Annotated in this window: 3 protein-coding genes; 2 read left to right on the forward strand and 1 reads right to left on the reverse strand. The window is 72.3% G+C overall.

Annotation, left to right across the window (positions count from 1 at the left end; genetic code table 11):
* A partial coding sequence (locus AC1D15_RS20455) for a peptidoglycan DD-metalloendopeptidase family protein (protein WP_477827406.1) occupies nt 1-1913 on the forward strand: 1913 nt, incomplete at its 5' end.
* A gap of 32 nt (nt 1914-1945) precedes the next feature.
* Entirely contained in the window at nt 1946-2524 is a 579-nt protein-coding gene (locus tag AC1D15_RS20460; protein WP_477827407.1) for an energy transducer TonB, read from the forward strand.
* Here AC1D15_RS20460 and AC1D15_RS20465 read toward each other — a convergent pair.
* Nucleotides 2508-4132 (reverse strand): hypothetical protein (locus AC1D15_RS20465; protein WP_477827408.1); only part of this gene is annotated, 1625 nt, incomplete at its 5' end. The genes AC1D15_RS20460 and AC1D15_RS20465 overlap by 17 nt on opposite strands.

A 4132-nucleotide genomic window follows, 5' to 3' on the forward strand; every position in this document is an offset into this window, starting at 1 on the left:
CGGCGACCCACGACCGCGGGGATGCCTTCCTGCGCGCACGCGGCGGCAACCTGCATGTGACGCGGATGGAGACAGGGCAGCACCACCAGGTGCCAGGGCTGCAATTGCCGGCGCTGCTGCAAGGCCTGGCGAGCGGCGGCGAGCACGAACTGGAGGAGGGGCTGCCGCTGGAGGGCGAGGATCCCGATGCGCTGGAAGAGATCGATCGCCAGGCCGAGCAGGACGACGAGCAAGGCGATGACAAGCTGGAGGCGCTCGCGGACGAGTTCGAGGCTGCGGACGACGAAACGGGCGATGACGAAGCTGGCGATGACGAGGCCCTGGCCGACGACGAAGGCCCCGACGACGAGGCCGAATCGTTCGAGGACAACGAGGAAGAAGCCGCCGACGCCGAGCCCGAGGACGCCGGCGAACTCGATCCGGAGACGGAAACGCCCGACGAGCTCGACCAGGCCCTCGGCGACAAGGCACCCGTGCCGGTGCCTGCGGGCCGGCCGGTGCCGTTCGCGCCGCTGCCGCCGCCCTGCAGCCACTGGCCGCTGCGCACCACGCACCCGCAGGCGCGCGTGATCTCGTACAAGTTCCGCGAGCCGAACGGCATCGAGGGCCGCGCCGGCCGCATGTTCCTCGCCGAGCGCAAGGGCAAGCGCAACGGCGTGGCCACGCGGCGCCGGCATGTCGGTGTGGACCTGTTCGCGAAGAAGGGCGACGTGGTGCTGGCCTGCGAGAGCGGCACCATCGTGTCGTTCGCGTTCTTCTACGCCGCCGCCTCGGGCCAGCAGACCTACCGGCTGCTGATCGAGCACGAAGGCTCGGGCATCRTCGCCAACTACGGCGAGCTGACGAAGGATTCGCTGAAGCGCAACGGCCTGTCGGTCGGCGACCGCGTGGCAGCCGGCCAGGCGATCGGCTTCGTCAGCGACACCGCGATGCTGCACTTCGAGACCTACGTGAAGGGCAGCACCAACACCGCCCGCTGGTGGCGCGACGAGAAGAATGCGCCGGCCTCGCTGCTGAACCCGACGCGCTACCTGCTGTCGCTGCGCGAGCGCGGGACCGCGTCGGCCGGGGCGGGCGCGCCGGCCACGGCCTCGCCACCGCCCGCGCCCTCCACCGCGACTCCGGGCGCCCGTCCGCAACCGCCCACCGACCCGTCGGCGTACCGCACCTTCCGGCTGACGACCTACCACGTCGTCGACCAGTCGGACGATCCGACCGGTGCCATCCGCATCCCGATCCTCGGCGACGACGGCCGCACGATCGCCGAAGGCAGCCCGGCCTTCTTCGCGAAGCTGTCGCTGGAAGGCACGGCCCGCCTGGGCGATGGCCGGCTGGTCAACGTGACCGGCCAATCGACCGCGGTGTCGCACGAGCGCTATGCCGCGGTGCTCGACTACCACGAGCGCGCCTACGCTCGCCGCAACGCGCGGCTCGCGGCGCAGGGCAAGCCGCCGGTATCGACGAGGTACTCCGGCATCTCGGTCAAGGACGGCCGCGTGGTCGGCGCGATGACCTTCCACGAGGTGCCCGCCGCCCGGCGCGGCGTGGGCTATGGCATGCAGCGGGGTGTGGCGTACACGCCATTCCGCACGCTGGCGGCCGACCTCGGGCTGAAGGCGAACTCGGAGCCGCGCTGGAAGGGCCACGGCGGGCTGGTGCCGGCGCACACGCCGGTCTACATCAAGGAGTACGACGGCCTGGCGCTGCCCGACGGCCGCGGCGGCAGCTTCGTGCACGACGGCTGGTTCACCGTCAACGACACCGGCGGCGCGATCTTCGGCGCGCACTTCGACGTGTTCACCGGCAGTGCCGCGCTGGGCCGCGGCGCGAAGCTGCCGGCGATCGGCCAGGTGTGGTTCCCGGGGATCGAGGGGCGGGTACCGGCCGGCTACTCGCTCGGCCTGAGTGCCTGAACCGGGGGTGCCGRCCACCGTGCTCGTGCACGGTGGCCCTGCATTTCCACCGGGTTGATGAAGCGTTCCCCGCGTCCGGAAGCTATGCTGCCCGCATGCGAAAGAACCTCATCGCCCTGGCCGCCGGGCTGCTGTCGTGCGCGCCGCTGATCGCCTCTGCCGCCGATGCCACGCCGCCGAAGCGTTACTCGCTGAAGCAGACCGAGCCGAGCGGCGGCACGCACATCGTGCGCGAGCTGGCCAACTCCAACCTGCCGCTGGACAAGCCCTACGGCGAGCTGACGCCGCAGCAACAACGCGTCGTCAAGGCACAGTACGAGGAAATGGGGCCGGACGACGAACCGCCCTACCCGCTCAACGGCCCGCGCGGCATCGTACGGGCGCTTGCGGATGGGAGGAACCGGCTGCACGTCAACGGCAGGCTGCTGCTCGCCGTCGACGTGAACAGCAGCGGCGAGGCGACGGCGGTGTCGGTGATGTCCTCGCCAGACGACCGGCTGACGCAGTACGCTGCCGCCGTGCTGATGAAGGCGAAGTACAAGCCGGCGCGCTGCAACGGCGTGCCGTGTGCGATGCAGTACCCCGTGCGCATTCTCATGAAGGCCGACTGAGCGGGGCGGCGCGCTCGTTCAGCGCCCGCAGGCATCGCGCAAGCGCCACCCGCGCCTCGGCCAGCCACGCACTGCCCGGTGCGGCCAGCCGCTCGCGCAATGCGACGGCCCGTGTCAACGGCGCGCGTGCTGCCTTCGCGTCCCCCTCCGCGAGCCAGGCCTCGCCCTGCAGCAGCAGCGCGTCGGCCTCCTTGTCATCGAAGCGAGCCGATTCGCGCTCCGGTGCGAGCAGTGCCAGCGCCTGCGCCGCCTGGGCGCGGGCATCGGCCGGCCGCTGCAGCTGCAGCGCGGCACGCCCGCTGAACAGCAGCCACTGCACGCGGTCGAGCTGCGGCCCGCCGTCATCGACCAGCACGATCTCCTTCAGCCGCTCGATCGCCTGCGCGGCCTGCCCCTGCGCCAGCAGCAACCGCACCGCCTCGAAGATGAACGGGTTGTGCGTGGCCGGTGCTGCGACGCCGCTGCCCACGGCGCGCCAGATGCGGTGCGCCTCCTCGATCTGCCGGCCGCTCTCGGCATGGCGGCCCATCGCGGTCCAGTTGCGCGCCTGCAGCAGCATCTCGCGCGCGAGCGGCACCGAGCCGGGGTAGTGCGCGCGCAGGTCGTCCAGCTCGGGTGCGTAGTCGCGATCGGCCTCGGCGAAGCGGCCGTCTGCATGGTGGGCATCGCCGCGGAAGCGGTTCACCRCCCCCACCGCCGCCGGCGTTGCGTTCGCATCGGGGCGCTCGATCGCGGCACGCGCGTCATCGAGCAGCCGCCAGCCTTCATCGCGCCGCCCGAGGCTGTGCAGCAGGCCCCCCAGCTTGGCCTGGGTCTGCAGCGTGCCGCCGTCGAGCGGGCCGCTGAGCTTGCGCGAGAGGTCGAGCGCGCGCCGCAGGTTGCCCTCGGCCGCGCTGAAATCGCGCGCCGCCGCCTGCGCCTCGGCCAGCTGCACCAGCGGCGTCACCGACCAGGCCGACGGCGCCGCCTCGTGCCGGTCGATCTCGGCCAGCGCCTCCTTCAGCATCGCCTGCGCGGTGGCCGCATCGCCAGCCAGGTGGTGCGAGCGCGCCAGGTTGCGCAGCGCCTCGTAGCCGCTCGACCACTGCGCCGGGTGCCGCCGGAAATGCGCGACCGCCTGCTGCGCCGCCTCGCGCATGCCGGCCAACGACACGTACTGCTCGATCTCGGCGCRGTTGATCCACATCCAGCCGCGCGTCTCCGACGCGTCGTCGCCGATCGCATCGAGCACCTGCCGGGCTTCGTCCATCGCGGCCAGTGCGCGGGCGCGGTCGTCGGTGTGGTTCACGTCGCGGGCGTAGGCGAGCAGCGCATTGGCGAGCCGCGCGTCGTGCGCACCGAACGAGCGCCGCGCCGCCTCGACGCGCTGCAGCCGCAGCTGCCCGGCCTCGTCGAACAGGCCGAGCTGGAAATGCATGTCGGCCAGCGTGTCGAGCACCTCGTCGAGCGCTTCGGGCGAATCCTTCAGCGCCTGCGCCGCCTGCTTCGCGCCGACCTCGAGCAGCTCGCGCGCGGTGGTCTGGCGGGCGCGCAGCGGATCGGCCTGCTGCAGCGAGTTGGCGGTGAACAGGCTCGTCAGGAAGCCCTGCACCGCCTGCGCCCGCTGGC

The sequence above is a fragment of the Rhizobacter sp. P2_H2 genome (assembly GCF_056403375.1).